The sequence below is a fragment of the Chamaesiphon sp. genome, assembly GCF_041738855.1.
Classification (GTDB): domain Bacteria; phylum Cyanobacteriota; class Cyanobacteriia; order Cyanobacteriales; family Chamaesiphonaceae; genus Chamaesiphon.
Genome location: NZ_JBGSPA010000223.1, coordinates 1 through 25,582, shown reverse-complemented (window position 1 = coordinate 25,582; position 25,582 = coordinate 1). Strand labels below are relative to the sequence as shown.

At 47.1% G+C, this 25,582-nt stretch carries 26 protein-coding genes, 1 pseudogene and 1 riboswitch; of the genes and pseudogenes, 16 read left to right on the top strand and 11 right to left on the bottom strand.

Annotated features, from left to right (window positions below; genetic code table 11):
- The first annotated feature begins 10 nt into the window (after positions 1-10).
- The 6 genes from ACEW9I_RS24885 (at position 11) to thiC (ending at position 6,448) form a co-directional block, all read left to right on the top strand.
- A complete protein-coding gene (locus ACEW9I_RS24885) occupies positions 11-457 on the top strand; it encodes a DUF305 domain-containing protein (protein ID WP_373543022.1) in 447 nt (148 codons plus the stop codon).
- 463 nt (positions 458-920) lie between these two features.
- Positions 921-1,733, top strand: a complete 813-nt coding sequence (locus tag ACEW9I_RS24880; protein WP_373543021.1) for a hypothetical protein — start codon at positions 921-923, stop codon at positions 1,731-1,733.
- Between the two features lie 351 nt (positions 1,734-2,084).
- Positions 2,085-2,681: a cytochrome b gene (locus ACEW9I_RS24875; protein ID WP_373543020.1), complete on the top strand. Its 597-nt coding sequence runs from the start codon at positions 2,085-2,087 to the stop codon at positions 2,679-2,681.
- 4 nt (positions 2,682-2,685) lie between these two features.
- A complete protein-coding gene (locus ACEW9I_RS24870; protein WP_373543019.1) occupies positions 2,686-3,378 on the top strand; it encodes a response regulator transcription factor in 693 nt (230 codons plus the stop codon).
- On the top strand, positions 3,375-4,877 hold the full coding sequence (locus tag ACEW9I_RS24865) for a sensor histidine kinase (protein WP_373543018.1): 1,503 nt from the start codon (positions 3,375-3,377) through the stop codon (positions 4,875-4,877). The genes ACEW9I_RS24870 and ACEW9I_RS24865 overlap by 4 nt, the downstream gene beginning before the upstream one ends.
- 85 nt (positions 4,878-4,962) lie before the next feature.
- Positions 4,963-5,060: riboswitch (TPP riboswitch) on the top strand.
- 8 nt (positions 5,061-5,068) lie between these two features.
- Positions 5,069-6,448 (top strand): phosphomethylpyrimidine synthase ThiC, encoded by a 1,380-nt coding sequence (thiC, locus tag ACEW9I_RS24860; protein ID WP_373543017.1) that lies wholly within the window; start codon positions 5,069-5,071, stop codon positions 6,446-6,448.
- A gap of 98 nt (positions 6,449-6,546) precedes the next feature.
- On the opposite strand, the gene ACEW9I_RS24855 is transcribed toward thiC, so the two are convergent.
- On the bottom strand, positions 6,547-7,983 hold the full coding sequence (locus ACEW9I_RS24855; RefSeq protein ID WP_373543016.1) for a carotenoid oxygenase family protein: 1,437 nt from the start codon (positions 7,981-7,983) through the stop codon (positions 6,547-6,549).
- Between the two features lie 175 nt (positions 7,984-8,158).
- Between ACEW9I_RS24855 and ACEW9I_RS24850 the strand changes: the two genes are divergently transcribed.
- The 3 genes from ACEW9I_RS24850 to ACEW9I_RS24840 all read left to right on the top strand — a co-directional run bounded on the left by ACEW9I_RS24850 (position 8,159) and on the right by ACEW9I_RS24840 (position 9,206).
- The gene (locus ACEW9I_RS24850; RefSeq protein ID WP_373543015.1) at positions 8,159-8,476 is read left to right on the top strand and encodes a hypothetical protein; all 318 of its coding nucleotides are present in this window, start codon (positions 8,159-8,161) and stop codon (positions 8,474-8,476) included.
- 44 nt (positions 8,477-8,520) lie between these two features.
- On the top strand, positions 8,521-8,838 hold the full coding sequence (locus tag ACEW9I_RS24845; protein WP_373543014.1) for a hypothetical protein: 318 nt from the start codon (positions 8,521-8,523) through the stop codon (positions 8,836-8,838).
- 131 nt (positions 8,839-8,969) lie between these two features.
- Positions 8,970-9,206, top strand: a complete 237-nt coding sequence (locus ACEW9I_RS24840) for a transposase (RefSeq protein ID WP_373543013.1) — start codon at positions 8,970-8,972, stop codon at positions 9,204-9,206.
- Positions 9,207-9,464: 258 nt separating this feature from the next.
- Here the strand turns inward: ACEW9I_RS24840 and ACEW9I_RS24835 are convergent, their stop codons facing one another.
- From ACEW9I_RS24835 to ACEW9I_RS24825, 3 genes are all read right to left on the bottom strand, one after another.
- A complete protein-coding gene (locus ACEW9I_RS24835) occupies positions 9,465-10,052 on the bottom strand; it encodes a hypothetical protein (protein ID WP_373543012.1) in 588 nt (195 codons plus the stop codon).
- A gap of 446 nt (positions 10,053-10,498) precedes the next feature.
- Positions 10,499-10,765 (bottom strand): type II toxin-antitoxin system VapC family toxin, encoded by a 267-nt coding sequence (locus ACEW9I_RS24830; RefSeq protein WP_373543011.1) that lies wholly within the window; start codon positions 10,763-10,765, stop codon positions 10,499-10,501.
- Positions 10,765-11,010: a DUF2281 domain-containing protein gene (locus ACEW9I_RS24825; protein ID WP_373543010.1), complete on the bottom strand. Its 246-nt coding sequence runs from the start codon at positions 11,008-11,010 to the stop codon at positions 10,765-10,767. The genes ACEW9I_RS24830 and ACEW9I_RS24825 overlap by 1 nt, the downstream gene beginning before the upstream one ends.
- A gap of 154 nt (positions 11,011-11,164) precedes the next feature.
- Between ACEW9I_RS24825 and acs the strand changes: the two genes are divergently transcribed.
- A complete protein-coding gene (gene acs / locus ACEW9I_RS24820) occupies positions 11,165-13,135 on the top strand; it encodes an acetate--CoA ligase (protein ID WP_373543009.1) in 1,971 nt (656 codons plus the stop codon).
- 141 nt (positions 13,136-13,276) lie between these two features.
- Complete coding sequence (gene recJ / locus ACEW9I_RS24815; RefSeq protein ID WP_373543008.1) at positions 13,277-15,664, top strand: single-stranded-DNA-specific exonuclease RecJ; 2,388 nt, start codon at positions 13,277-13,279, stop codon at positions 15,662-15,664.
- 72 nt (positions 15,665-15,736) lie between these two features.
- On the opposite strand, the gene ACEW9I_RS24810 is transcribed toward recJ, so the two are convergent.
- The 3 genes from ACEW9I_RS24810 to ACEW9I_RS24800 all read right to left on the bottom strand — a co-directional run bounded on the left by ACEW9I_RS24810 (position 15,737) and on the right by ACEW9I_RS24800 (position 18,565).
- The gene (locus tag ACEW9I_RS24810) at positions 15,737-16,246 is read right to left on the bottom strand and encodes a pentapeptide repeat-containing protein (protein WP_373543007.1); all 510 of its coding nucleotides are present in this window, start codon (positions 16,244-16,246) and stop codon (positions 15,737-15,739) included.
- Between the two features lie 247 nt (positions 16,247-16,493).
- The gene (locus ACEW9I_RS24805; RefSeq protein WP_373543006.1) at positions 16,494-17,306 is read right to left on the bottom strand and encodes an alpha/beta fold hydrolase; all 813 of its coding nucleotides are present in this window, start codon (positions 17,304-17,306) and stop codon (positions 16,494-16,496) included.
- Complete coding sequence (locus tag ACEW9I_RS24800; RefSeq protein WP_373543005.1) at positions 17,303-18,565, bottom strand: nucleotide disphospho-sugar-binding domain-containing protein; 1,263 nt, start codon at positions 18,563-18,565, stop codon at positions 17,303-17,305. Before ACEW9I_RS24800 ends, ACEW9I_RS24805 begins: the two co-directional genes overlap by 4 nt.
- Before the next feature lie 374 nt (positions 18,566-18,939).
- On the opposite strand from ACEW9I_RS24800, the gene ACEW9I_RS24795 reads away from it, so the two are divergent.
- Positions 18,940-19,620, top strand: a complete 681-nt coding sequence (locus tag ACEW9I_RS24795; RefSeq protein WP_373543004.1) for a Bax inhibitor-1 family protein — start codon at positions 18,940-18,942, stop codon at positions 19,618-19,620.
- A gap of 113 nt (positions 19,621-19,733) precedes the next feature.
- Here the strand turns inward: ACEW9I_RS24795 and ACEW9I_RS24790 are convergent, their stop codons facing one another.
- Entirely contained in the window at positions 19,734-20,459 is a 726-nt protein-coding gene (locus tag ACEW9I_RS24790) for a fatty acid desaturase (RefSeq protein WP_373543003.1), read from the bottom strand.
- A 157-nt stretch (positions 20,460-20,616) separates the two neighbouring features.
- On the opposite strand from ACEW9I_RS24790, the gene ACEW9I_RS24785 reads away from it, so the two are divergent.
- Positions 20,617-21,009: a DUF3119 family protein gene (locus ACEW9I_RS24785; protein WP_373543002.1), complete on the top strand. Its 393-nt coding sequence runs from the start codon at positions 20,617-20,619 to the stop codon at positions 21,007-21,009.
- Between the two features lie 94 nt (positions 21,010-21,103).
- On the top strand, positions 21,104-21,970 hold the full coding sequence (locus tag ACEW9I_RS24780; RefSeq protein WP_373543001.1) for an HIT domain-containing protein: 867 nt from the start codon (positions 21,104-21,106) through the stop codon (positions 21,968-21,970).
- A 135-nt stretch (positions 21,971-22,105) separates the two neighbouring features.
- On the opposite strand, the gene ACEW9I_RS24775 is transcribed toward ACEW9I_RS24780, so the two are convergent.
- Positions 22,106-23,695: a glycoside hydrolase family 3 N-terminal domain-containing protein gene (locus ACEW9I_RS24775; RefSeq protein WP_373543000.1), complete on the bottom strand. Its 1,590-nt coding sequence runs from the start codon at positions 23,693-23,695 to the stop codon at positions 22,106-22,108.
- 282 nt (positions 23,696-23,977) lie between these two features.
- On the opposite strand from ACEW9I_RS24775, the gene msrB reads away from it, so the two are divergent.
- Positions 23,978-24,484 carry a peptide-methionine (R)-S-oxide reductase MsrB gene (gene msrB / locus ACEW9I_RS24770; protein ID WP_373542999.1) on the top strand — a complete coding sequence of 169 codons (507 nt, stop codon included), beginning with the start codon at positions 23,978-23,980 and terminating at the stop codon, positions 24,482-24,484.
- A 110-nt stretch (positions 24,485-24,594) separates the two neighbouring features.
- Here the strand turns inward: msrB and psaJ are convergent, their stop codons facing one another.
- Together psaJ and ACEW9I_RS24760 are read right to left on the bottom strand one after the other, a co-directional pair.
- Positions 24,595-24,723: a photosystem I reaction center subunit IX gene (gene psaJ, locus ACEW9I_RS24765; protein WP_373542998.1), complete on the bottom strand. Its 129-nt coding sequence runs from the start codon at positions 24,721-24,723 to the stop codon at positions 24,595-24,597.
- Positions 24,724-24,768: 45 nt separating this feature from the next.
- Positions 24,769-25,254: a Photosystem I reaction center subunit III gene (locus tag ACEW9I_RS24760; protein WP_373543037.1), complete on the bottom strand. Its 486-nt coding sequence runs from the start codon at positions 25,252-25,254 to the stop codon at positions 24,769-24,771.
- Between the two features lie 172 nt (positions 25,255-25,426).
- Between ACEW9I_RS24760 and ACEW9I_RS24755 the strand changes: the two are divergent.
- Positions 25,427-25,582: pseudogene (locus tag ACEW9I_RS24755) on the top strand (tRNA (adenosine(37)-N6)-threonylcarbamoyltransferase complex transferase subunit TsaD); the annotation flags it as partial.

The window sequence follows — 25,582 nt, the reverse complement described above, 5'->3', positions numbered from 1 at the left end:
GATATTGACGATGATGCGCTTTTTGGTTCGATTTTTGGCGATCGCATCGATCCTGTTGGGATGTTTGACACTTCCTGCGGTGGCTGACGAGTCGGATCGTGCTGGACACCATTTCGGAGTCGATCCCGCTTTTGCTAACGCGATGAACGTTGGCATGGGGAAGATGATGACCGATATGCACCAACCTGGCATCACAGGGAATGTAGATGTTGATTTTCTCGCAATGATGATTCCCCACCATCAAGGAGCCGTCGAAATGGCGCGGCTGGTTTTGCTGTATGGGAAAGATCCACTCGTGCGTCAGCTTGCCGAAGAAATTATCGCATCGCAGCAAGTAGAGATTGCCGCGATGCAAGCTAGACTACCGATGCTCAAACAGGGTGAGAACTTAGAGCCAGACAATTTTCCAGCAATTCATGGCACACGCGGAATTGGAATGTCAGATTCAGGATCTTAACTAATGGCGATCGATCGCGATCGATTTAGCATGACTTACGCTTGTTGCTGAATTTAGAGGATGAATGGATGCGTATAGTTTATTACTTAGATCCCAGAGAATCCCCCTTTTTAAGGGGGGTTAGGGGGGATTTAGATCCAGAAACGAAGTCTAGCAGACTTGTGTAGATACGGTAGCTTTTTAAAGGGGATCTGTTGTACCTCAACAACCTGAAAAATGCTGTATGAATTGTGCTTATCCTATTTATTTCTCATAGAACAACTTTCTCTAAATTACAATCCAAGTATTAAAAATTGATAAATATGACGACCAAACATTCTTAGTTCGATCGCTCGAATTTTTAAATTTCAGATAGCAGATTCACAGATTTTTAAAGTTTCTCCTTCAGACTGGATGCAGATAGCAAATTTAACGATTGCTATCGCTAACGTGTCAGGTCATGACATTACTCTAGGAGTTAAGTATGAAAAATTTAAGCCAGTCAGTTAAGTCTTATCTAAAGTATGGAGGTTTGAGCGATCGACTTTCCACTACTGTTGCCAAACAACCTTGCCACTACCCACCATTTAAGTCATACACATCTACTTTTAGCCGCACCAGTTTCAGTCTAGGTAGCCAGAACGATGATATTTTTACTGGAGGACGGGGCAAAGACTTCTTATTAGGAGAAGCAGGCAATGACCGATTGGATGGTGGACGCGGCAATGATGTGCTAATTGGTGGTGTTGGCAATGACATCCTGCTAGGTGGAAAAGGGCGCGACACTCTCTTTGGTGGGGAAGGCATCGATACGCTGACAGGGGGTGACGGCAGCGATCGATTTGTGATGGGTGGCAACGTTTTTGCTGGAGGAATACCAGTCCTGGTTGGTACCACTGGCATTCAAGCTCTCAATACACCCGATATCATCACTGACTATCAGATTGGGCGCGATCGATTTGCTTTCAAAGGAAGCGACCTCGGTATCGATCGGATCGATTTCCAAAAAGGGATTACTTCAGAGATCGCGGGTGATGGTAACTTCATTGTGATGCTCGACCCATTTGCCAATGCTGCATCTGCGGCCAAGGCGATCGCGGCAAATAATGCTATTACAGCCCAGGAAGGAGCGTTTGTTTACTTCAATACTACGCTGGGAATCAATCGCCTCGTCTATTCCCAGGATCTTGGCAACGGTGGAACGATTAGTGTGCTTGCTAATCTCACCAATCAAGCTGGAACTGCGGGGCTACAAAGCTTAAACAGTTTCTCTAGTAGCGATTTTAGCCTGTTCTAAACGTTCTATTTCGATCGCATCTGAGGGGAAGCTATTGAGTTACCCCTCAACTTTTTAGGTGCCAAATATTTAACGTGCGTTCGGGATAAGAAGAGCCTAGAGACTGAAGTCTCTGCTCATAATGCAAAGTCCGCCTTCGCGGACTAAATAATTCAGTCCGCGAAGGCGGACTTTGCAGCACTAGCCACGATTTCAATCGTTGGCGGGACTATAACGAAGCAGAGATTCTTAACCCGAACTCACGTTATTTACTTGCTATTCGATAAATTTTTCGTGCATTCATAGATTTTTAAAGTTTGTTTAGGAACATAAAAATGAACGATTCAAAACTAAATAAATGAGGTGATTTTTATGACTCGACAAACTGGATCGATCGAACCGATCGGACGAACAACGAGTATATTCAAACAGCTAATGTCCCTGCATTGGATGATGGCAGCTTGTTTTTTACTGGTATATATTACTGGCGCGATCGTGGCTCGGCTTCAGACGGGAGCGGTTTACAGTGGCCCAAAAGGATTGCTCTCCGTCTTTCACCAATCGATCGGCGTTTTGGTGATGATGCTACTCATCGCTCGGATTTTGCTGCTAATTCGGGTAGTATGGCGCAAATATTCGCGACGTTTACCGACACTGACATTCCCCTGGATTCTCCAATTCACCTTACACGCTATCCTCTATGGGTTGATGTTGGTTGCCCCCGTAACGGGCTTGCTGATTGCCAACTCCTACGGTAGTCAAGTACCTTTTTTCGGACTCGCAACGGTCACTCCGATCTTCGCCAAAAACGAGGCGGTAGTCGAAACTGCTAGAAGCTTACATTTTTGGTTTTCTTATTTGTTTCTCGCTTGCATCATGCTGCACATTTTGGCACATTGGCACATCGTCCGTCGCAGTTGGCGGCAGATTCAAGCTACGATGCCTAAAGTGTGGTTCCATCACAAATAAACCTATGGCTACTACAACTGTTTTGCTAATTGATGATGATGCGAATCTGTGTGAAACCGTACAACTTTATGTCGAGCGGGAAGGCTGGCGTTGCTTGGTATCAGCCAACGGTACAGATGGCACGGCTCAAGTTCAGCGTTTTCATCCAGATCTAGTGGTGCTAGATATCATGTTGCCAGACCTAAACGGATTTCAGGTGTGTCGAGCTTTGCGTACCGCAGGCTGTTTTGTGCCAATTTTGATGTTGACTGCCCGTGCCGATGAAACCGATCGCATTGATGGTTTAACGAGCGGTGCCGATGACTATCTCGCAAAACCCTTCAGCGTCAAAGAACTGGTCGCACGGCTCAAATCTTTGCTCAGACGCAGTTACAGCATTGGTTATCGGGATGTGCGACGGGCGCGGGGAGTGGCGATCGATCGCGACCAGCGGCAAGCCTTTCTCGATGGCAAGTTACTCGATTTGCGGGGGAAAGAGTTTGATTTGGTAGCACAGTTAGTCAGTTCGCCCGGACGTGCTTACAGCCGCGAACAATTACTAGAGCAAGTTTGGGGTTATGACTTTGAGGGAGATGTTCGAGTCGTCGATGTCTATATTCGGAAGTTGCGAGAAAAGATCGAGCGAGATCCAGCGCGTCCGCTCTATCTACAGACAGTTTGGGGCATAGGTTATCGCTTTGTGGTGGGGGAATTATGAAACCTTGGCAGAGTGTTTCGGCTCGTTTAACCTTGACACTTTTGACGATGACCTTGGGGAGTCTGGTGGGGTTGTCTTGGGTCTTAGATTCAGCTTTGAAGCAATTTTTTGTGCGCGATGCTCAGGCAAGTTTAGAGCGACAATCCAGCGCATTGGCAGCTCAACTTTCACAGCAGCAGGCATCCTCTTTGGTGCGCCAATTATCCGAGCTGACCAGCCAACAGCAGAAAGTTCAGGTCATCGTGTTTGACTCTACCGCAAACGCACGAGTGACCAGCCGAGGGATCGGCGATTCGAGCGCGATCGAACTTCCGCCGCATTCGATCTCCAAAACGCTTTCAGGAGCTGCTCAGACAGGGCAATTTTGGATTGCAACTGATGCAGAGTATCCTTGGTGGCTTTATAGTACAGCTCCGATCGGTACTGAAAATCGCGTCATTGGGGCTGTTTACGTCGCCATGCCACTGAGAAGACCGAGACAGTTCGCCGAGCAAGTCAAAGGCATGGTAATGGGGATGATGAGCGCTGCAAGTGCGATCGCGATCGCTGTAGGAGTTCTGGTTTCACGCACGGTAACTCATCCACTTCAAAAGTTGCATCGTCAAACTCAGCGGCTGGAAGCCGGAGACTATAACGCTCGCTCTAGGCTTAGAGGCAATGATGAACTCGCTCAACTGAGTCATCTACTGAATCAAATGGCAGATAAACTGCTGCAAACTCTGACTGCTTTGCAAGCTCAGGAGACAGCCCGACGGGAATTAGTTGCTAATGTATCCCACGACTTGAGGACACCCCTGACTATTTTGAGAGTTGGCATCGAAGCGATTCTAGATGGCGTAGTCACAGGCGATAAAGCTCAGATCTACCTACAGCGGGCTTGCTCCGAAACCGATCGCCTTTCTCAACTAGTCGAACAATTGCTGTTTCTATCGAAAGCCGATGCGGGACAGCTCGAACTTCAGCTTCAAGTAGTATCTCCCGTGGCGATCGCCCAAGAATGCCTCTCGCGAATGCAACCGTCGGCCAGTAAAGCAGGTTTGGAGCTTAAACTATATGCAGAACCGACAATACCAACAGTTGAAGTCGATCCAGCCCTGACGGGGCAAGTTATTCTCAACTTGCTAGACAACGCCATCAAATATGCCGCTGATGGGAAAATTGTCTGCCTGAATGTCCTGTCCCCAGTCGAGCAGCACCAGAGAAAGTATGTTCCCTTACAAATCCAAGATTATGGACAGGGAATGGCATCTGAGATGATTGCGCGCGTAACCGATCGATTTTACCGAGGAGACAATTCCCGACCCAGAGGGGGGATGGGATTAGGATTGGCGATCGCTCATCAGGTTTGTCAATTACAGCATGGGAGTCTACAGATCGAAAGTGAGATCGATCGAGGAACTATGATTACATTATTTCTCCCGATCGCCACCGGAGTACAGGCAGAGACAATGCCGCAATTGCCCCTGCCTGCGAAAGATGTGAGCATCCACATTCCCTGATGAGCGTCAGTGCGACGATCTAGTGGGCACGATCGGACAATTTGCAACAGCTAACCCAAACTCAGCCGTAAATGCTAAGATCTACAACTATAGCTAGGGGTGTCCGAAACCAGTCGGGCTGAGAACATACCCTTGCACCTGAGTCTGGGTAATGCCAGCGGAGGGAAGCTGTTTATGATAGGAAATTGAATATGCGTGCTGAATGGATTGCCAAACGTAGCGGACAAGCCAATGTCTCCCAAATGCACTATGCGCGTCAGGGCGTAGAAACCGAAGAAATGCACCACGTCGCCAAGCGCGAACGTCTCCCTGTAGATCTAATCCGCTCGGAAGTCGCACGCGGACGGATGATTATCCCGGCAAATACCAATCATCCCAATCTCGAACCAATGGCGATCGGGATTGCATCTAGCTGTAAAGTGAATGCCAATATTGGTGCATCACCCAGCTTTTCCAACATGCAAGATGAAGTTGACAAACTGATTCTAGCTGTCAAATACGGTGCTGATACCGTGATGGATCTCTCCACTGGTGGCGGTAATCTTGATGATATTCGGATCGAAATCATCAAAAATTCGACCGTTCCCATCGGTACCGTTCCCATTTACCAAGCTTTAGAAAGCGTCCACGGTAGTGTCGAAAATCTCACTCCTGATGATTTCTTGCACATCATCGAAAAACATGCCCAGCAAGGCGTTGACTATCAAACCATCCATGCGGGTATTTTGATCGAGCATCTCCCCCTCGTTCGCAATCGACTGACAGGGATTGTCTCGCGTGGTGGTGGTATCCTCGCGCGGTGGATGCTCCATTTCCACAAGCAAAATCCCCTCTATACCCACTTCGATGACATCATCGAAATCTTCAAAAAATGTGATGTGTCCTTCAGTCTAGGCGACTCACTCCGCCCTGGTTGTACCCACGATGCCTCCGACGAAGCCCAACTCGCCGAACTCAAAACCCTCGGTAACCTCACCCGCCGCGCCTGGGAACATGACATCCAAGTGATGGTAGAAGGCCCCGGACACGTCCCAATGGATCAGATCGAGTTCAACGTCAAAAAGCAGATGGAAGAGTGCTCAGAGGCTCCTTTCTATGTCTTAGGGCCACTGGTTACCGACATTGCACCTGGTTACGACCATATCACCTCAGCGATCGGCGCGGCAATGGCTGGCTGGTATGGTACCGCGATGCTCTGCTACGTGACTCCCAAAGAACACCTCGGCTTACCCAATGCTGAAGATGTCCGCAATGGTCTGATCGCCTACAAGATTGCCGCTCACGCTGCCGATATCGCCCGTCACCGTCCGGGGGCACGCGATCGCGATGATGAGCTGTCCAAGGCGCGTTATAACTTCGATTGGAATCGTCAATTTGAACTTTCCCTCGATCCCGAACGGGCGAAAGAATATCACGACGAAACTCTCCCCGCAGATATTTACAAAACTGCGGAATTCTGTTCGATGTGTGGCCCTAAATTCTGCCCGATGCAGACCAAAGTCGATGCAGAAGCATTGACTGAGTTAGAGAAGTTCTTAGCCAAAGAGAAAGAACCTTCAAGTATCGGTTAGTTTCGTTAAAGTTAATGCCAGATCCCCTACTTTTTCAAGAAGTAGGGGATCTTTTTTGGACAATGGAAGAGTATCGACGACTAGGAGAGCATGATATTTTAGTTACTTTTCCAGGTACCATGAAAGCCCATCGGCACTACATTAGGTAAACCTAATTGACAGACTGGCGATTCATCTAACCTGTCACGATCGAAAATCCAAACTTCACTCTGATGTTGTTCGCCATCATAAATAACTGTCACAATCCAGCCTTTGCTAGCATCGAATTTATCGACAACATGAATCGGCTCGGTGGGGTATAAATGACTGTCAAGATTGGCAGTAGTTAAAGTGCTGGTATGTCGATCGAATCGTCCGATAGTACCGACTAATTCGCGATTGAGAACCGCATTTGGCTTGTGAACAGCTAGATATGTATATCGCCATACTTGCCCGACTTGAGAACTTTCGACTAGTGGGAATTCACAACTGCGATCGCTCAATTGTTCGCTACTAATCAGTTTACCAGCAGTCGGATCGATGACTAGTTGCCAAAGTGTACCGATCGCTTCGGTGTGGGTTTTACCAGCCGCAACTTCTCGCAAAAACTCGTTGGTACCAAAATCTGGATAGCGAACTAAATCGCAGATAATATTACCGTTAGCATCAACATAACCATTACCAAAATGCCATTGATACCAAGGCTCGGTAGTGAAGTTACTGACTAGACTGAGATCCTCACGATCGAATATCATTATCTGGGTGCCGAGTTCTGGCTGCCACCGCATCGATTCACTATAACTAGCTAATCCAAATAAAATCGGTAGTGGTTGAATCTCGATCGGGGGTATGCAAAAAACTAAGTATTTACCAACCATCAAAAAGTCATGAACTGTCGTCAGTCTGGGCAACTTAGCTTGAGTAGATTGGATGACTTTACCACTGCGATCGCTCACATATAGATTGAGTTTTGGTTGCGCGCCGATCGAGATGCCAAAGTTATATATGTGTCCAGAAATCGGATCGACTTTGGGATGTGCCGAATAAACCAATGGAGCAATATCGCTACCTAAATTATCCGTCCCGAGCGTTGCTAAAGTATCTAAATCTAGCGCGTGTGGCTCTGCACCTTCCCAGAGTGCCAACAATCGATCGGGTAAAGCTAAAACCGAGGTATTGGCAGCATTTCCCAGCGATTTACCCCATCTTTCCCAGAGATTGCCAGAGGGGAGCATTCCATAATTACCATACAACCACCGATCGACCTGACTTTCTTCCTGATATTTCTTTGTCTGAACGTAGCGATAGACCCCACTAGCAGCCCCGTCAGCAAACTTAACTGCCAAAATTGCTCCATCCCCATCGAACCAATGTCCGACCCGCTGACCGCCACGTTCGAGCCGTCCGGGGCCATTCCGATAAAGGATACCGCGCAAGCCATCCGGAATCGCGCCGGAGAGGATCTGGAGCTGCGTTTGGGGAAATTCGGACGCGGGTGTAGCTAAAGCCTGCTGCCAAAGAGGTTTATCGATCGATCGTGAGGTTGTAGTCGTCATTTGTTACTAAATTTAATGACCGATTGGTTGACATATCTTTAGGTCAATTTTACCGCAATCTTTCAGCAGTGGACAATCTCTGTAGCTCGATCGCGGGTTTAACGATGTCTGGATGAATTAGTCGATCGACAACAAAACATTACTATAATAAAATATCAATACTAAGGCTAAAAAGATGAGTGAAAATAACGAAGCCATTCTCCAAGCCATTCAATCTGGATTTGCGAATAACGAACGCCAGTTCACCGATCTAGTTGCTAGCAACAGTCGCCTAGAGAATAAAGTAGATAATATTGGATCTAGGTTAGCTACTCTTGAAGCTGAAGTAGCTGAAATCAAAACTAAACTCGCTAAAATTGACAATCGGATGCACACAGTCGATCTCCGTCTGAATGAAGTCGATAGCCGACTCATTGATTTTTCAGATGATATCCGTGGCTTGCAAACTCAACAAAATCGAGTTAGCGAATATCTTTTCAATCGCCCACAATAACTGCTATTTACAGATCCTCACGAATTCAAGTATCTCCCATGTCAATGAATGATGTAATCGAGCGAATCGCGATCGCTGCCGAGAAAAATCCTCGCAATAATGTACTCATGGGCTACTGTGGAAGATACGGAGATAATTTACTGACACCAGAGGAAGAAAGAACAGGACTTTCCTCGCAACGCATTTATGAACTCAATCAAGAAATATATGCAAAGGGGCAATTACACCCACCTAGATTGAGCATTGATGAAATAAATGTCATTATTGCAGATTATCCCTATCAACTCCCTATTGAATTTTACGAGCTATATGAGCGCAAACACAGCAATCTACCTCCCTGTTTTTCGGTTCCATATGGATGATATGTCTAACAAAAATTTTAAGGTGAATATAGAACCCATTTGAGATCTTTTGGGCGATAGCGAAGCGCTGCCTTGGCAGGTCGCGTAGAATCAATGCAGAGTAGGTAAATTAGAGTAAGGTGGGGTCAGAGATGGAATATTCAAGCGATTTGACAGATAAAGAGTGGGAAATGATCGAGCCATTATTACCCCAGAAGAAGAAAACTCGACCACCTGTATGGACAAAGCGACAACTCCTCAATGGCATATTTTATCAGCTCAAGTATCACTTGATGATCTTTAGTATTATCCTGCTGTTGATACAATCTGGCTGCTTGTTGCATATCAGCAATTCCACCAGCGCGATCGCCCAAAATTTCGTTTCTTAGTAAACCGCGATTGACGTAGGCATCAGCATTTTTGGGATCGAGTTGAATAGCTCGATCGAAGTCCGTTAATCCCCCATACATGTCTTGAAGCTTACACGCTTTCAGCAAGCCACGATCGTTGTAGTCAGAAGCATTGGGGCAGCAATCGATGGCACGATTGTAGTTAATTAATACTTCCTGAAGATCTTCAAATTCAGTAGGTAGCATGAATGCCTTTTTGTGCGAATAATCGTAATAAATTGATTGTACCTTAAATGTTTAGTTACCCGTTTTAGAAGATCTTAGTTCTTGAGTCAACCGCCAACAGCCCAAACGATGCTCGAAAATATAAGCTCCTGATTTGCCAAAAGTTTTTACCAGTCGCTCTTGATTTGCCCTAGCATTGGCTACTGGTGCATACTCAGCTTGGCTGTATTCAACTCTGATTTTTTGACGGGTAAGGGGTTTGAACTTAACCTCTAACCTTGGATAGTTACCAGTTAACACCTGTGGGTCTAAATAGATCCATAAGTTTTGCTGTAATCCAATCTTGAAGCCATCACCAATATAATCTTGCTTGGGCGCAGTTAATAATAGTTGACTGGGGTTTTGAGCGCTCCGAACTTCCATCTGAGGCCAAACATAGGCATTGCGAACAGCCGTTCTGGGCACACGATCGTTTAATCCGCGCACAAAAACACGAAAAAAATAGCTAAATTCTGCTGTAGAACAAGGAACCTTCCGCTCCACTATTTCGATTGTGCCTTGCGCTAGCGGGACTGAATTTTCACCAGCAGCTTGTACCGCAGAGCTAGCTCCTATTTGCCAACAAGATAGCAGCAAAATTAGAAATTTTCCAGAACCCATACAAACTTTTCCTCCCTCAACTTTGTCGATCTTACTCGACCTGCCAATGCAGCGCTTCGCTATCATCTAAAAGATCTCAAATGGGTTCTATAGCATGTAATAATCTTACTGAAATGACAGATAATATGTCTCGCGATGATTTTGAGATGGGTATGATATGGAATCATTCACAGTTTCGATCGATCGAATTGAGGATGTGTTCATGTATCTACACTACCACATCACTCGAATTGAGTACGGCTCAAACAGAGGGTCGCGAGTGATAATAGTCAGAGAATTACCGATTGATTGTGCTATCAAAATCCGGTCGAATGGATCGCGATGATGCAATGGTATAGCAACCGCCAAGGCGGTTAGGACAGCACAGCGATTAAAATCGCCGCTAGTGCTGCAAAGTCCGCCTACGCGGACTGAGATCTAGAGTGTCTTAACCGATGTGGCGACTGCTATAAGGAGCGGTAGATATCAAGATCGACAAAAGCAATTGGCAGAATTTTAATGTCTAGTCGTTGCAGATCGGCTTCCAAATTTTCAAAAGGTCGTTGAAGTTTAAGTTTTCCCAGTCCTGATTTAATCGCAATCTCCCAAAGACCTGCAATACTGACGAATACATCATTATCTTTGTCTTCGATCGTGGCCAGTGCTAAATTAATTAAATTAGCATCGCCTTGAAGAGACCAAAGAAGTGCGTGCGTATCTATCAGCACTCTCATTACATGTATTCCTCAAAATCTGCCAATGGCTCATCAAAATCATCATGAATGGTAATTGCGCCTTTCCAAAGACCGAATCCCTGTCTTTTGTTACCTGCGGTTAGATCCGTTGATGCTTGAATATTGGCATCTAAATTGGATTTGGCTCTAAGTTCTATAAATTCGGCAAATGCTAATATTTGCTGCTGTAAGTCTGTCGGTAAGGTGTGGATCTTATCGATTGTCATTCGTTCGACCGGACTCATACTCATTTGGTGGATAGTGTAGTAGTTCGATCCTAACAAAAATTACGAACGAGTGTTTAATCGATCCTACATCGATCCAGCAACTAACAACTTGTCCCACTAACTGGGGGATAATTAATTGCATAATAATCGATAACTAATCTCTGCTCCTACCATGTCAGATAACTCAATCGAATCTACGCTCCAGGAAGAGCGGCTATTTAGCCCCTCAGCAGAATTTTCCCAAGCCGCACAGATTAAGAGCTTGGCAGAGTATGAAGCTCTCTACGCCCGCGCTCAAGCCAATCCCGAACAGTTTTGGGCAGAACTCGCCGAGAGCGAGCTGCATTGGTTCAAAAAATGGGACAACGTTTTGGATTGGCAACCCCCATTTGCTAAGTGGTTTACAGGCGGTAAGATCAATATCTCGTATAATTGTCTCGATCGACATCTCACTACTTGGCGCAAGAATAAAGCCGCATTAATCTGGGAAGGCGAACCAGGTGACTCGCGCACCCTGACTTATGCTCAGTTGCATCGCGAAGTCTGTCAGATGGCGAATGCCCTCAAACAGATGGGTGTAGTTAAAGGGGATTTAGTCGGGATATATATGCCGATGATTCCTGAAGCCGCGATCGCGATGTTGGCATGTGCGAGAATTGGGGCGGTACATACCGTCGTCTTTGGTGGCTTTAGTGCCGAAGCTTTGCGAGACAGGTTGGCGAATGGTAACGCTAAAGCCGTAATTACTGCTGATGGTGGTTGGCGCAAAGATGCGATTGTCCCGCTAAAAATTCAGGTAGATAAAGCCTTAGAAAATGATGCTTGTCCCACAGTCCAAAGTGTACTGGTCGTACAGCGCACCAAGCAAGAAATCCCGATGATTGAGGGGCGAGATGTCTGGTGGCACGAAATCCAACCCACTGTATCCGCTGACTGTCCCGCCGTCGAAATGGATGCCGAGGATATGTTATTCGTCCTTTATACCTCCGGCAGTACTGGCAAACCAAAGGGCGTAGTACATACCACTGGTGGCTACAATCTCTACAGCCACATCACCACCAAATGGATTTTCGATCTCAACGATACCGATGTCTACTGGTGTACTGCCGATGTCGGCTGGATTACCGGACATAGTTACATCGTCTACGGGCCATTATCCAACGGCGCAACCACTGTCATGTACGAAGGGGTAACCCGCCCATCCACACCAGGCTGTACCTGGGACATTATCGAAAAATACGGTGTCACCATCTTCTACACCGCCCCCACCGCCATTCGTGTCTTCATGAAAATGGGCGAAGAACTGCCCAACGCCCGCAATCTCGCGTCCCTCCGTCTCCTGGGTACCGTCGGCGAACCCATCAACCCCGAAGCTTGGATGTGGTACCACCGCGTTATCGGTAAAGAAAAATGTCCGATCGTCGATACTTGGTGGCAAACTGAAACTGGCGGCATCATGATTACCGCCCTCCCTGGTGCAATTTCCACTAAACCAGGCTCCGCTACTCGCCCCTTTCCTGGCATCATCGCTGAGATCGTCGATCTCGATGGTGAAACCCTCCCCGCCAATAATGGTGGCTACTTAGCCATCAAACATCCGTGGCCAGGGATGATGCGGACAGTATACGGTGACGACGAACGCTTCCGCAAAACCTACTGGGAACACATCGCCCCCAAAGATGGCAAATACATGTATTTTGCGGGGGATGGGGCGCGTCAGGATGCAGATGGATACTTCTGGGTAATGGGACGCATCGACGATGTTCTCAACGTCTCTGGGCACCGTCTGGGCACGATGGAACTCGAATCCGCGCTCGTCTCTCACCCTGCGGTAGTCGAAGCCGCAGTTGTGGGCAAACCAGATGAAATTAAAGGTGAAGAAATCGTCGCCTTTGTGACTTTAAATAGTAATTTTGTCGGCGATGCAAGTTTAGTAAAAGAGTTGCAAAAACACGTCGGTGTCGAAATTGGGGCGATCGCGCGTCCAGGTGAAATTCGTTTTACCGATGCCTTGCCCAAGACTCGATCGGGTAAGATAATGCGCCGATTATTACGCGATTTAGCCGCAGGTAAGGAAGTATCTGGAGATACTTCTACTCTAGAAGATCGTAGTGTTTTAGATAAGTTGAGAGGTAGTGATTAAATAAGACTATGTAACGGCGCACGCGATCGATAATTATCCTTATCTACCTGCGTCGTTGCCTCAAATGGTTTCCAGTATCGATAAATTCCCCAAATACCTAGACATTTGTTTTATTGAATTAGCACTAAGAACAATCTAAATATGGCAACCTCGATCTTAGACTGGCAACTCCCACCTCAACTAGACATCCCTGCTGAATTTGTCGCGGCAATTCGGGCGTGTAAGCCTACGGTAAATGGTAAATATGCCGCTCAATTATTATGGCAGCGGGGGATACGGGAGATCGATCGCCTGCCTGGTTATGTGGATTGTGATAAATATCAGCCGAGTAGTCCTTTTGCCTTTGGAATCGAGATGACGGCAGCAGTCGAGCGACTCAAAAAAGCCTACATCTATGCCGAGAATGTGGCTATTTGGGGTGATTTTGATGCGGATGGAGTGACAGCGACTAGTGTGCTTTGGGATGGCTTAGGGCAGTTTTTCGCGCGGGGGGAACAGCTCAGTTATTATATTCCCGATCGACTGAAGGAATCGCACGGGCTAAACATGGCGGGGGTTAAAAGATTGGCAGCGCAAGGAATCGATATGATTGTTACTTGCGACACGGGTAGTACGAATATCAAAGAAATTGAATATGCAGCTAAATTAGGCGTTGATATCATCATCACCGATCACCATACTTTACCCCCACAACGTCCACCTGTAGCGGCGATTATCAACCCCCGTTATTTCGAGTCTAGCCATCCATTATTCAATCTGGCTGGTGTAGCGGTTGCTTACAAATTAGTGGAGGCTTTGTATGCAACTTTGCCAGATATTCCCAAGCAGCCTGTTGAGTATTTATTAGATTTAGTCGCGATCGGTTTGATTGCCGATCTAGTGCAACTGAGTGGCGATTGTCGCTACCTCGCACAGCAGGGAATTAAGCGATTGACACTGCAAAATCAGCCCAATCTTGATGGCTTTCGTCCAGGGGTAAATAAGTTATTACAACTGTGTAAACGGAGTGGCGATCGACCGACGGATATTTCATTTGGGATTGCGCCGCGCATTAATGCGATTAGTCGGATTCATGGTGATGCGAGTTTTGGGGTGGAGTTGCTGACGAGCAAAGATGTCGAACGTTGTCATGAGCTAGCCGCCGAAACCGAACTGGCAAATACGCGGCGGAAGGAGTTGCAAAAGAATACGACTAGTAAAGTTCAAGCTAAATTAAATGAGCTAGATTTATCTACTACTGCGGTAATTGTCTTGGTAGATAGCAATTGGTCGCCAGGAGTCTTGGGTTTAGTGGCTGGACAAGTTGCTCAGGAGCATGGTAAACCGACGATTTTATTGAGTACGAATAGTGATGGCGATCCCAGTCAGGAAAAAGTCAAAGTTGCTAGAGGCTCGGCGCGATCGACTCAAAATATCGACCTCTATCAATTAGTCAATTCGCAAGCACATTTACTCAATAGTTTTGGTGGGCATCCTTTTGCCGCCGGGATGAGTATCAATCTAGAGAATATTGCTGTATTTACTGAAGCGATAAATCAACAGTTACAAGCCAAAATTGGGACGATCGCACCACCAGCGATCGCGATCGATCTGATTGTAACGGTTGCGGATCTGAATCAAGCAAGTGGACGAGAGTTATTTGAAGACTTGTTGTTGCTCGAACCTTATGGCATGGGCAATCCAGTGCCAAAATTACTAATCAAAAATTGCCAATTTAAGGATATTAAAAACAAAAATATTCAAGATTTCAAAGGTAAAACCGTTCAATATATTCGGACTAAGTTCGAGCTAGTCGATGCTACTAGTCCCAAAGGATTTCCAGGTATTTGGTGGGGACACTATGAACATGAGATTCCGCGAGTAGCTTGTGATGCGATCGTCGAACTAGATTTTAATTCTTATGACAAGCGATTTGAAATCAGATTGGTGGCAGTGCGTCCAGCAGTAGTCATCAATCCAATCGATCGATTTCGACAGGTTCAACTTCAAACAACTACTCGACCAGAACCATTACAAATACTGGATTTTAGAAAAGAAACAGTCGATCCAACCACCGCCGATCTCGGCGCGATTGTCTGGGTGACTGATTGTCCCAGCGATTGGACTGAATTACACGCTCATTGCCGTCAAGCGATCCGAACTCAGAGTAAATTAGCCCTCAATTATCAGTCTACCAATCTCGCCACTAGTCGAGAGATATTACAACAGCTAATAGGCATGGCTAAATACCTGATGACAAGTGATACGGCGATCGAGCTAGAGCTATTTAGAGCGCAACTAAATATTAGCGATCGCACCTCAAAACTAGGTTTGGATGCTTTAGTTGCCATCGGTTTTGTCGTGTCCTTAGCAACCGATCCCAATCGAGTCACGATCTCGCGATTTCAACAGTTAAACCGCCAAGAGTCTGACTTGTATGCTCTAGATGCCGTCCGACAATTCTTAGCAGCGATTGAAGAAGAACAATTTAAACGCAACTATTTTCTCCAGGTGCCAGTATACGCGATCGAGTCCAGCGTCGTAGGCTAAATATCAACTTTTCAAAAATGTATGTAGTGGGCAGTGCCCACCCATCACTAATTTCGATGTACTCGCTCTAAATTATGGACATTCCAACGACTCTTTGGTATCTTTACCTGTAGTAGGATTGGTACCCTTAGCTACTTTACACAGCTTCATTTGGATATCTTTTCTGAGCAATACATCTGTAAAATCCGCACCATCGATAATTGTACCCTCGAAATTAGTAACAGAAGCAGATGCACCGACTAAAATGGCATTAGTGAGATTGGCGCGTGTCAGTCGAGCCGTATCTAATAAAGTGTTGGTTAGATTCGCCCCACTCATATCGGCGGAATCAAAATCTCCACCAATTAAACTCACGCCAGTGAGATTTGCATTCACAAATTTGCCTCGACGCACACTAGCTTGAGTAAACTCAAAAGTAGTGAGGTCTTTACCCGAAAAATCAGAATCAATAGGCAAAGTTGCTTTGGTAAAATCGTCTGCCACTGCTACTTGTGGATAAATACTGACCGTGACTAATGCGATGACGACCAGCAATACAGGCAACAATAAGCCTGTTATCATCCGCCGAAAACTTAACTTCATTATGATTTATTGCTAATTAATTTTAGTCTTTATCAGTACTAATCTTAGCATTCACACACCATTGCTTCCAAGCGACTGGCGATCGCGATCGCCTCACATGACTCGATGGCTCCAGCGGAGCGAACGATGTGGTGGCTAGCCCCCATTGGCGGCGGACACCAACGTGTTGCCGCTATGGTTGCTAAATCGTCAAATATCGATCGCGTCTAGCTAGCTCCTGTAGAGAGGTCGATCGATCTCCGTGAACTTACTGCCAGTAGTCTAGAATCGCTTGGATCGCCGCTTGACTATGAGTCTGCACCAGATCGTGATCGGCGTCAGGGATGATGACGATCCTAGCGTGGGGGATCTTCTCGGCGTAGGTTTGAGAATGCCACAGGGGGATCGTACCGTCGCTAGCTCCAGCAATGACGAGAGTCGGAGTGGCAATGCGATCGAGATCGTTTTCGACAGTATCGACAGCATCCTCTGGCTTGAGTCGATCGATCAAGAACGATCTCGCGGCGGGTTGACTGACAATCGCCTCCCGTGCCGCACGGATCGTATTAAATGATTTCTGGTTGCCGAATACCTGTGCAAATGGGGCGATCGCCTTTAGCACCCAATCAACTACAGGTGTTTGCCACAATAACGGTTTGAGATAATCATAACGACCGACAAAACTATCATCTCTAATCCCTGCTGGAGCGATCAGGATCGTGCCGATGAGTTGGGGCATTGCGATCGCCTTATCTTGAATATCGATCGCATAAGCAGCCGCTACCCAGGCACCATAAGAATAACCAAGTAGATAAAAAGTCGAGATTTTTTTAGCAAGTAGAAACTCTTGTAAAAAGTCAACATGATCGCCGATTAGATAGCGAATATCTGGCTTAGAAGAATCCCCAAATCCCAATAGTTCTAAACTAATACAACAATAATGAGCTGATAAGCCTTGGGCGATCGCATCTAGCGTCCAAGCATCACCAAAAAAGCCATGTAGTAAAATTACTGGTATCCCCTCACCGATACTCGTATAAGCAGCAGTATACTTACTCAATTCGATCGTCTGTTTGCTCATGTCCGAACGACTGGTTTCCTAGTAGAGATAGCCTGTTCTATGATATCAGCCGCACGACTGACCCCGCCAGATGTGGCGATCGCTTGCTGGAGTCGGAGTGCGTTTTGGCGATAACTGGGTGTAGTCAAAATCGAGGTGAGAGCTGTTTGCAGCCGCACTGCCGTTAACTTTGACAAGGGAACGATCTCGCCTGCACCAGTCCAAGCAATCCGCGCTGCAACTCCAGGCTGATCGTTGGTAATCGGAATTGCCACCATCGGGACGCCATAAGTCAAGCATTCCAGCGCGGTATTCATCCCCGCGTGAGTAATTGCGACGGCGGCGCGTTCCAAGAGTGCCAATTGTGGCGCGTAACTAACGACGAGCGGATCTCCAGGCAGCTCTGGGAGGCTCTCTAGACTAGCTCCACCGAGGGAAATGACCAATTGAGCATCCAACCCGACACAAGCACTAGCGATCGCGAGAAACACCTCACTTAATTGATTTTGCAATGTCCCCATCGACGCGTAAATCAGCGGCTTGCCTGTCAATTTGTCCCACGGAAAGTCAACTTGCTTGCGACTAGTTTGATTGTGGTACGGGCCAGTAAAATGAAAATAAGCGGGTAAGTTTTGTCTGGGGTATTCAAACTCTGCGGGTTGATGGGTCAATACTGCCAATTGCGAATCGGGGCTAGTTTCGGGTGGTAATTGCCACGATTTGCGATAATTTCTCCGCAAAGCTTGCATCGATCGACCAACTGGATTGGTGAGCTGATACACCACCTGATTGCGAAGCACCGCCCACCAAGCCGGATTATAAATCCACGTCGTAAAAAATGGCGGAATTGTTGGCTCCTGGTTGAATGGTAAGGCACTGCAAATAGTCACAAATGGTAAATCTAATAAGTCGGCAACCAGACCACCTTCTGGGGCGATTTGGTCTACCAAGAGCGCATCAATTCCTGCATCTTTGAGGACACTTGGCCCCTCTGCTAGAAATATCAGGGCAGATTGCTCGATCCAATTGAGTGTATATCTGAGTGCTGCCAAACCGCTTAATTTGCCAAGTTCTGCAAACAATCGATCGCTCGCTCCGGCTGGAAATTCGACCTCACCGATCGATCGAAATTCCAAACCAGCCGCGACTACTTTTACCCGCGCATCAACTATTCCCAAAAATGTCACCCGATGCCCCCGCCGTTGCAATTCTTGCCCCAAAGGTAACATCGTATTGAGATGACCAGTTTCAGCGGGACACAATAAACCTATATGAATCATTTTTAACAGTTGACAGTTGACAGTTAATGGCGTTGTGGCTGAGACGGAGTGTAGATGTCTATTCTTAGCATAATCTGCCTATAGACTTCGTGCTGGGCGATCCAATGTGTGGCAGCTCTAAATGCCTGCTTTTTGATAAGTATTGCGATCGATTTTAGCTATTTAACGGATCGGTATTACCGATCGATGAAGGAGTGATAACAGTATTTACCAATTCGCGATCGATTGGCTAAGATTGGATGTATAGAATATGTATGATATTTCACAGCTTTCTGGATTCGGGGCTAGATAGTTTGTAGTTGTATTGTTAAGGCAAAGCTCCGTCAAGGTGTAGCAATAACTTACCCAAATCGATAATTTTAGAGGTTTAATCTATGTACGTCGTCGCTCAAGAACAGCCCCAAGCACGGGCTGAGTTTATTAGAAAGACTTATCTGCACTTAGCTGGTGCCGTCGCTGCGTTTATCGCGATCGAAACCGTTCTAGTTCAGTCAGGCATCGCCGAAACGCTAGCCCGCGCCCTGAGTGGTGGTTTCACTTGGCTGGCGGTATTGGGTGGTTTTTCACTCCTCGGTTGGTTCTCGCGGGGACTGGCAAGTAGAGCGGATTCAGTCTCGCTCCAATATCTGGGATTGGGAATCTATGTAGTCGCGGAGGCACTGCTATTTGCGCCGCTGATCTACATGGCTAGTATCATGTCCGATCCGACAGTCATTCCGACAGCGGGGATTCTCACCTCCTTTATGTTCGTTGGTTTGACCGCAGTTGCCCTAACTACTGGCAAGGATTTTAGCTTCCTTGGTGGCGCACTCAAAATTGGTGGTTTTGTGGCGTTGGGATTAATTGTCTGTAGCGTCTTGTTTCAATTTCAACTCGGTTTATTTTTCTCAGTGTTGATGGTGGGATTTGCGATGGCAGCCATCCTCTATGACACTTCCCAGATCGTCAACAACTTTACCAAAGATCAATACGTTGCGGCTGCTTTGTCGTTGTTCTCGTCGGTAGCTCTGTTGTTCTGGTATGTCCTCCGCATCGTGATGTCTTCTCGCCGTTGAGTTAGCGGATGTTTGGGTAGTTGCGGGGATCTGTACCCCACACTGGTTCTCCCCCAATCGGGGGGGTTTGGGGGGTAAAGGACTACCCTGCAACTCAAACAGACTTAGCTCAGTCAAGTCTCCTTCACTAACCGCAATCTCCGTGCTGCTGGTAACTGCCACCAGCCCAGGTGCGGCAAGTCGTGATGCTCCTCATGATAGCCAAAATGGTAACAGCTCACGAACGACCAAAACTCCGAGAAAGGCGTACTCGTAGCTCGGCACTCATTCACATAGCCATTGACAGGTTCGCGATGTGGTAAAAATGTCCCAAATAGAAACAGTTGAAACGAACTCATCACCGATGGGAACACCCAGAACCAAGATAGATTGCTCTCGGGAACGCGCAACACCTGATGTACCGCATGAAATGTCAAAATCAATAATCCCAACCGCAGCCAACTCCAGTAGTTCTGCATAAAGTTGAAATACCAAGCAAAAAAATTCCGCCGTTTGCCATTGTGAAAGTCGGGATCGCCATGCCGCGCGGGGATGTCATGATGAAGATCGTGCATCTGACGCATTTTGGCAAATGGGAACATCGCATACACAAATAATACCAAGCTCCCGATCGCATCATTCAACTTCCGATTGGCAGGTGCGATCGATCCGTGCATCCCATCGTGTGCCGTCACAAACAGCCCCACATATAAAAACATCTGCCAAGCAAATCCGCCAAACTTCACCCAGCTTGGCAGTTGCTCCAAATCGAGACTAAACAGGATCGCTGTACTCGTCGCCCAAATCCCAATCAGTGACAGTGCCACCCACAATCCTTTATTCGTTACCTGTCTCACCATGCCCAACCTCGATCGTCTCCTGAATTTAGAGCTATTTCTGTTAATTATCTTAACGTTTCTCTTCAAGTAGCGGGTGGGCAAGACATCCGGCGATCGAGGTTGGGCGTAGAATTAATTGTTAAACTAGAGTAGTCGTAGCGATCGAGATTTTCAGCCTGTGACAACTAGTCCCGAACCAACTCAGCTATCTGCTACCCTCGCCCCCAATTATACGATTCCGATCGTCCTAATCGCGATCGCCATTCCCCTCGCCGCAATTCAGATCTGGGTAGGCGCGATTGTCGGCATCTTTGGTATTTTCCTAGCAATTCAAACCGCAATTATTAAACTAGAATTTACACCAACTACGCTCAATGTCTATCGTGGTAGTAAAGTAATTCGCACATTTCCCTATAGTGAATGGTCAAACTGGGAAATCTTCTGGCAACCCGTACCGATCTTATTTTACTTTAAAGAAGTCAACAGCATCCACTTTTTACCGATTATTTTTGATGCCCAGATGCTACGTACTTGCTTGGAATCCCATTGCCCCGATCGACATCAGTCATAAGGCTGATTCTGGTTCGAGCGATGATTAAAGTCTCGACGACAAAAATTGAATCGCATATTATGGGATTAATTTAGCGATAATTAACACCCATTACATGAGGACGCAAGCAAATAATTTTAGCCATCTTACCGCGATCGATCGCACCAAATTGTCGTCACCCGTTCAATATTTACGCGATCGAGATTTACTCCAAGGTCGGATTTTAGATTTTGGATGTGGGATGGGCAATGATGTCAAAATATTGTACCAACAGGGTTTGGATATCACGGGTTACGATCCACATTATGTGCCGAGCTATCCAGAAGGCAAGTTTGATGCGATCGTCTGTTGCTATGTACTCAATGTCTTGATGCCAGAAGTGCAAGCCGATGTATTGATGAATATCGCTCATCTGCTCAAGCCTGGAGGGAAGGCATATTACGCAGTCAGGCGAGACTTAAAAAAGGAAGGCTTTCGCGAACACTATGTTCATAAGAAACAAACTTATCAATGCATTGTTAAGCTACCATTTAAGTCGATTCAGCTCAATGAATATTGTGAGATTTATGAATACGTTCATTACAACCATCAATGGAATTCACCAAATAATTGTATCTTCTGCAACCCTCATCGCAAGATCGATTTATTAACCGAATCAGCGACAGCTTATGCGATGTTTGATGGTTATCCACTCAGTAAAGGTCATGTTCTGATTGTTCCCAAGCGACATACTAGTAATTATTTTGACTTGCCTCCAAAAGAACAATCTGCCTGTTGGCTGATGGCAAATAAAGTTCAACATATTTTGACTAAAGAATTTCATCCTGATGGATTTAATGTCGGGATAAATATCCATAAAGCGGCGGGACAAGCCATGAATCACGCGACGATTCACATCATCCCCCGCTATCTCGGCGATACCGATGGCAAGAAGAGCGGAATGCGATCGGTCATTCCCAAGTCAGGTAGGATCGATCGCTAGACTCATGTCATACAGTCAGTAGGGTGTGTTAGGCGCAAGCCGTAACGCACCAGTGTGCATCCCAATGGGGTTCGGTTAGTCAGCGACGAAAGTCGCCGCTAATGTTGCAAAGTCCGCCTACGCGGACTACGAATGCTAGTCCCCAAACAACCGCTCCAAAGCGATCGATTGTGCCGCAGCCATCTGTCCATAACAAAACACACACGGCATTCCTGATGGTAAAAGTGGTGCAAAATCTGCCATCAAATAAGGACTACCATAAATAACCAATCCTTGTAATTGTCCATTTGCGAGTAATTGTTGAACTAATTGTTTCGCTACCGATGTAATTCCCAGTCCACCGGAAAATGGGCTGGTGCGAATGAAAAGTTGGAGGATAACGGCATCTTCAGGATCGATCGCGATTGCCGGACTGTGGCGGTTGATGAGTTGGAGTTGATAGCCGAGTTTGGCAGGAATGGTAATTGCTGGCGTACTGCGACTGAGGAAAGTAGGATCGAGAATCTCTTCTAAGACGATGATATTTTTGCCAGAGCTGGGTGTTAATGGTAAGTCGCCCTGAGCAATGAGTGAATCTGTCAACATACCTTTGGCAACAGCCATCGCTGCTGGTGCGGCGAGAGTTGTCAACTCCGCTGGTTGACGATTGACAGGTGACTGAGTGAGCGTGACACCATCCCAATTTTGAAACAACTGCTGTTTCGATCGCCAGATCCGCCCGACGCTCTCCTTGATGCGCTCGGCACTGATTCGCCCCGATCCTACCGCAGCACACACCGCCCGAATGGCAATTTCAGGATCTACAGGCATCAAAATAATGTCCGAACCAGCCGCCACCGCCATCACTGGCGCATCATCTGCACCATAGCGATCGGCAATTGCTCCCATCACCAAGGCATCGGTACTAATCAACCCCTCAAACCCCAAATTGTGACGTAATTCCTCAGTCAAAATCTGGGGTGAAAGCGTCGCAGGTAGCTCCCCATCGAGCGCGGGAATCAATAAATGGGCACTCATCACACTATCTACACCCGCTGTAATTGCCGCCTTGAATGGAGGGAACTCGATCGCGTCCAATCGCGCACGATCGTGAGGAATTATGGGCAATGCCCAGTGTGAATCCACCCCCGTATCCCCATGACCAGGAAAATGTTTGGCGCAGGTGAGGACGGGATAAGCCGCTGCTCCGTGGATGTATGCGGTAGCTAACTGACTGACAATTTCGGGATTCTCTCCAAACGCCCGAATATTAATCACCGGATTGGCGGGGTTATTGTTGACATCGACAACTGGAGCCAACAGCCAATTGATGCCGACTGCTAGAGCCTCAGTCGCGGTAATCGCGCCCATCTGCCGCGCATACTCGATCGCTTTAGCCAAATCTGTCTGGGCGATCGCATTGAGAGCCATTGGCGGCGCAAACCAGGTACCCCCCGCAAACCGTTGTCCGACTCCTTCCTCAATGTCGGCAGCAATCAGCAAGGGATAAATCGCCCAGGCTTGCAACTGCTGGATGCGGAGCGTCAATTCACCCGCATTCCCACCCCAAAAAATTACCCCACCCACACCGAGATCGGCGATCCAATGTTTGAGCGTGGCGCGATCGCGTTCGCCAAATTCTGGATACTGGATCTGATGGTCGCCTAAATGGCTGGATGCTCTGACTACCAGCATTTGCGCTACTTGTTGGGCGAGGGAAAGTTGGTTTAAATCGGGAAATTGCATCGGATTTTTTGGGGTTGTTTGATTAGCTGCGGGGATCTTTACCCCACCCCAGTCCCACCTCGGTCGGGGGAGGGAGTCGGAAAGCCCCACCTTTACAAGGGGGGTTGGGGTGGGTAACACCATCTCTGCCGCAGCACTATGGACGATCGATATTTGTGCCCTCAATTTTAGATAATTGTTAAAATATAGATAATCCTAATTTTTCAACGTCGGTTGTGACTCTCCAGCGGAGCTGCTCCGCCAACAAGATGTTTTTTAGCAGCTCTCGCAGATATCAACCAGATGCAAAGACGAACTCTATTATCGGCTGTACTATTACCGATCGGTACTGCTGCCACATCTTTATTATCCCCATCATCACCAATGACGAAGACACAAGGCGAATTTGAAGTTACCAAAACTGACTCAGAGTGGAAGGAAATCCTGACACCAGAACAGTTTAGCGTATTGCGGAAACACGGTACAGAACGCGCTGGGACTAGTATTCTTGACAAAGAGTATGGCAAAGGTGAATTTGTCTGTGCTGGCTGTGGTTTACCGCTATTTGTTTCTGATACCAAGTTCAATAGTGGTACTGGCTGGCCGAGTTTCAACGATCCGATCCCTGGTGCGATCGAGACTTCCGTCGATAAGTCGTTCTTTTCTACTCGTACCGAAGTCCATTGTCGTCGTTGCGGCGGACATTTGGGGCATGTATTTGACGATGGCCCTGCGCCGACTGGCAAGCGCTACTGCATGAACGGCGTATCGCTAGAGTTTGCGGCGGGGGAGGCTGCACCTCAGGCTTAGGATTCAAACAAAATACTCAAGCAAAAGCGGATGCTGAAACGAGATAAATCTAGCCTCAAGCATCCGCTTTTAGTTTATCGCTCTTAGTCTGTAGCCGCCTGAGCTGTGAGCTAGGGCATCGGATGAAAGAGCAAATCGGGGAAGAACCGATTGAACTCAATCAGCAGTCCGGCTGTGAAAATCAGCAGCGCGAACAACAGCACTGGAGCTAGTGAAAAATACCGAGGTAGTCCATCCATAAAATCTTGAACTCCAAACGCAAGAAACAGCAGATTGATCGGGCGCTAGCGGGGCGATACGGTGATATCGCTCTCTTTGACTGTCAGTTCGCCCGTGGTCAGCTCCTTGAGTGCTGCCAGCGGCCAAGCAAAGCCGGAGAGCATGTATTTGATGGCACGGGGCACATCAATGATGATTTCCTTCATCTCAGCATCTTTCTCTTTGCGGACTGAGATTAAGTAGGCGCGCCCTACCCAGCCAATCCATCCGGCAATGTAGAGAAACAGAATGCTGGGAATCAGAAATTCACCTGCATGGCTGAGCCGACCATCTACCACCAAATGAGGCAGTCCTTCAGGCCCGCAGAGTACTTGAGACTTGGCATAGTTGTCAAACCGGGCTTTCGCCTGTGGTGTCGTAGCGTTTGCCGCACGCTGGAGGAACGCTTTTGACTGACCGCAGGGTGTCAGGCTCGCGACATCCGCCGAAGCGGGGGCAGCAAAAGGCATCCACAGAAACAGGACAAGCACCAGAGCAAACAATTTTCGCATGGATATTGTTTCCCTTGATTTACAAAAAACGTTGAAAGATTTCCCAAACCTGAGCAGCTGGCTCAAAATTTGGGCTGTGAGTGCAATCATACCCTCAAGGTCTGTCACCTCAAGTTACGCTCTTAAAAGAAGTTTACGTAAACTTAAGCAAGAAGCTTGAATTGGATCATCAATGTCTACTGTTTTAGCAATCGAAACAAGCTGTGATGAAACTGCTGTCGCTATCCTGCGCGACCGGCAGGTGCTCAGCAATGTGGTTTCTACACAAATTCTGGCGCATCAGCCCTACGGCGGCGTTGTGCCGGAGGTCGCCTCGCGGCAGCATGTT

Bases quoted from the DNA above. Each gene is read 5' to 3' on its own strand.
- ACEW9I_RS24885 (WP_373543022.1), top strand. From the start codon at position 11: ATGATGCGCTTTTTGGTTCGATTTTTGGCGATCGCATCGATCCTGTTG.
- ACEW9I_RS24880 (WP_373543021.1), top strand. From the start codon at position 921: ATGAAAAATTTAAGCCAGTCAGTTAAGTCTTATCTAAAGTATGGAGGT.
- ACEW9I_RS24875 (WP_373543020.1), top strand. From the start codon at position 2,085: ATGACTCGACAAACTGGATCGATCGAACCGATCGGACGAACAACGAGT.
- ACEW9I_RS24870 (WP_373543019.1), top strand. From the start codon at position 2,686: ATGGCTACTACAACTGTTTTGCTAATTGATGATGATGCGAATCTGTGT.
- ACEW9I_RS24865 (WP_373543018.1), top strand. From the start codon at position 3,375: ATGAAACCTTGGCAGAGTGTTTCGGCTCGTTTAACCTTGACACTTTTG.
- thiC (WP_373543017.1), top strand. From the start codon at position 5,069: ATGCGTGCTGAATGGATTGCCAAACGTAGCGGACAAGCCAATGTCTCC.
- ACEW9I_RS24855 (WP_373543016.1), bottom strand. From the start codon at position 7,983: ATGACGACTACAACCTCACGATCGATCGATAAACCTCTTTGGCAGCAG.
- ACEW9I_RS24850 (WP_373543015.1), top strand. From the start codon at position 8,159: ATGAGTGAAAATAACGAAGCCATTCTCCAAGCCATTCAATCTGGATTT.
- ACEW9I_RS24845 (WP_373543014.1), top strand. From the start codon at position 8,521: ATGAATGATGTAATCGAGCGAATCGCGATCGCTGCCGAGAAAAATCCT.
- ACEW9I_RS24840 (WP_373543013.1), top strand. From the start codon at position 8,970: ATGGAATATTCAAGCGATTTGACAGATAAAGAGTGGGAAATGATCGAG.
- ACEW9I_RS24835 (WP_373543012.1), bottom strand. From the start codon at position 10,052: ATGGGTTCTGGAAAATTTCTAATTTTGCTGCTATCTTGTTGGCAAATA.
- ACEW9I_RS24830 (WP_373543011.1), bottom strand. From the start codon at position 10,765: ATGAGAGTGCTGATAGATACGCACGCACTTCTTTGGTCTCTTCAAGGC.
- ACEW9I_RS24825 (WP_373543010.1), bottom strand. From the start codon at position 11,010: ATGAGTCCGGTCGAACGAATGACAATCGATAAGATCCACACCTTACCG.
- acs (WP_373543009.1), top strand. From the start codon at position 11,165: ATGTCAGATAACTCAATCGAATCTACGCTCCAGGAAGAGCGGCTATTT.
- recJ (WP_373543008.1), top strand. From the start codon at position 13,277: ATGGCAACCTCGATCTTAGACTGGCAACTCCCACCTCAACTAGACATC.
- ACEW9I_RS24810 (WP_373543007.1), bottom strand. From the start codon at position 16,246: ATGAAGTTAAGTTTTCGGCGGATGATAACAGGCTTATTGTTGCCTGTA.
- ACEW9I_RS24805 (WP_373543006.1), bottom strand. From the start codon at position 17,306: ATGAGCAAACAGACGATCGAATTGAGTAAGTATACTGCTGCTTATACG.
- ACEW9I_RS24800 (WP_373543005.1), bottom strand. From the start codon at position 18,565: ATGATTCATATAGGTTTATTGTGTCCCGCTGAAACTGGTCATCTCAAT.
- ACEW9I_RS24795 (WP_373543004.1), top strand. From the start codon at position 18,940: ATGTACGTCGTCGCTCAAGAACAGCCCCAAGCACGGGCTGAGTTTATT.
- ACEW9I_RS24790 (WP_373543003.1), bottom strand. From the start codon at position 20,459: ATGGTGAGACAGGTAACGAATAAAGGATTGTGGGTGGCACTGTCACTG.
- ACEW9I_RS24780 (WP_373543001.1), top strand. From the start codon at position 21,104: ATGAGGACGCAAGCAAATAATTTTAGCCATCTTACCGCGATCGATCGC.
- ACEW9I_RS24775 (WP_373543000.1), bottom strand. From the start codon at position 23,695: ATGCAATTTCCCGATTTAAACCAACTTTCCCTCGCCCAACAAGTAGCG.
- msrB (WP_373542999.1), top strand. From the start codon at position 23,978: ATGCAAAGACGAACTCTATTATCGGCTGTACTATTACCGATCGGTACT.
- psaJ (WP_373542998.1), bottom strand. From the start codon at position 24,723: ATGGATGGACTACCTCGGTATTTTTCACTAGCTCCAGTGCTGTTGTTC.
- ACEW9I_RS24760 (WP_373543037.1), bottom strand. From the start codon at position 25,254: ATGCGAAAATTGTTTGCTCTGGTGCTTGTCCTGTTTCTGTGGATGCCT.